The organism is Vibrio sp. L85, from assembly GCF_963871815.1.
In the GTDB taxonomy this organism is placed as follows: domain Bacteria; phylum Pseudomonadota; class Gammaproteobacteria; order Enterobacterales; family Vibrionaceae; genus Vibrio; species Vibrio harveyi.
Genome location: NZ_CAWMYL010000013.1, coordinates 1 through 1,236, shown reverse-complemented (window position 1 = coordinate 1,236; position 1,236 = coordinate 1). Strand labels below are relative to the sequence as shown.

At 39.1% G+C, this 1,236-nt stretch carries 2 protein-coding genes; both read left to right on the top strand.

Features of this window, described 5'->3' with window-relative positions:
- Positions 1-181: hypothetical protein (locus tag AACR11_RS03040; RefSeq protein WP_139374600.1), on the top strand; the 181-nt coding region annotated here is incomplete at its 5' end.
- A 500-nt stretch (positions 182-681) separates the two neighbouring features.
- Entirely contained in the window at positions 682-1,005 is a 324-nt protein-coding gene (locus AACR11_RS03035; RefSeq protein ID WP_259344126.1) for a hypothetical protein, read from the top strand.
- Positions 1,006-1,236: the final 231 nt, after the last annotated feature.

Below are 1,236 nucleotides of genomic sequence, written 5' to 3'. Positions count from 1 at the left end.
AGAGATGAAGCTGGAAACCGACCAAATCAGAGAGGCGCAGCGAAGTGATACGGTCAAAGAACTCGCCACTGAGGATGCAGAAAAACTCAAATCCAATGGTGACTATCAAGAGCGAGCTCAGCAAGAGCTTGATGAAGCCGCTATCTCTCAAGACATTGAGATAGACAGCATATCAGAATAAGACACGCTCTCCCCTTTTACTCCCAACAATCAAAGACAAGTTAAAAAAAATGATACACAGCACCATAAGTGAACACCCTGTTATGACAATAGCGCTATTGACCCGTAACTTAGCATGGTTGATTTTTTTGTTTTATAGTCCATTCATCATACTCAGAATGCACAATAACTTATCTCAGATTGCACTAGAAATTGTTCTGATCATCACTTACTCAATATTCTTAGCTATCGTCCTGAACAAACGAAAAGAAAACAACATTCACGCCTCACGCTTTCACCAGTGGCTATCAAAAAAGAAAAATGTAAGAGCACTTACTAGAGCCAGCATTACAATGCTAAGAAACACCCTTTGTCACTCTAGTACGTGCTCAATGATCACGGCATCAATCATAGCAACACCGCTATTTTCATTACCTATTCAGATGTGGACGTTATTTATAACATTGGCATTTTCTTGTGTCTGGACCTACGCGCTGATAGTAAGCATTATTAATATTTATAATGGCACATGCGAAAAACTATAAAGGAAAAACGATGTCAAACCTTACTCTAGAGATTGAATTTATTAAAAAATACCCAAGTGGCGGATGCGCCTTTGAAGGCGAATTCGACCTTGCTGATTTTGTGGTAAAAAATGCACTTGAATGCGAACTGCCTTTCAAAAAAGTTGATGACGCTTTTTATCATTGGAAGCTAGACACATCTTTACAACACCTTGAAAATACTGATGGTATTTGGCAAGGCTATGTAGCGTTTATCGATATTGACGCCCCCGAACCAGGGACTTCAATCACGCTCACCGTTTCACTATTGGAAGATGATTAATGCAATATGATGAACCCATAAAAAAATCCTTCCATCTACCTAAGCAGACCAAACGTAACAATGCAGAGCAGAAACGAAAACAAGCCAAAACGAGAAGGCGGAATGAAGAATAGTGTTGACATGCAAATGATAATGATTATCATCAAGGCGTCAATTATGAAGTCTCCCGACGCAATGATTGATACGACATTTGCTCACATTACTTCCAGTGTAATTATTAAGCTTATCTTT